Genomic DNA, 335 nt, shown 5'->3' on the forward strand with positions numbered 1-335 from the left:
GTGCCGACGAGAACCGCATCGAGCGCTTCGAGCTGACCGGGTCGGCCGGTGACCTCGCGTTGGGACGGGCGGAGACCGTCATCTCCGGAATGGATGCCGCCGGCCACCACAACGGCGGACGCATCGCGTTCGGTCCCGACGGGATGCTCTACGCGACCGTGGGCGACGCGGGTGACCCCTCGAGCGCGCAGGATCTCGACTCCCTCTCGGGAAAGATCCTGCGCCTCACCCCGGAGGGGGAGATCCCCGCGGACAACCCCTTCGACGGCTCACCTGTCTACAGCTACGGGCATCGGAATCCGCAGGGTCTCGCGTGGGACGACGACGGCGTGCTG

General features: G+C 69.3%; 1 protein-coding gene. It reads left to right on the top strand.

The window, feature by feature from the left end:
- Nucleotides 1-335: PQQ-dependent sugar dehydrogenase (locus tag SB658_RS22665; RefSeq protein WP_410602479.1), on the top strand; the 335-nt coding region annotated here is incomplete at both ends.

This window comes from Bacillus sp. SIMBA_008 (genome assembly GCF_046535495.1).
GTDB lineage: Bacteria > Bacillota > Bacilli > Bacillales > Bacillaceae > Bacillus > Bacillus subtilis.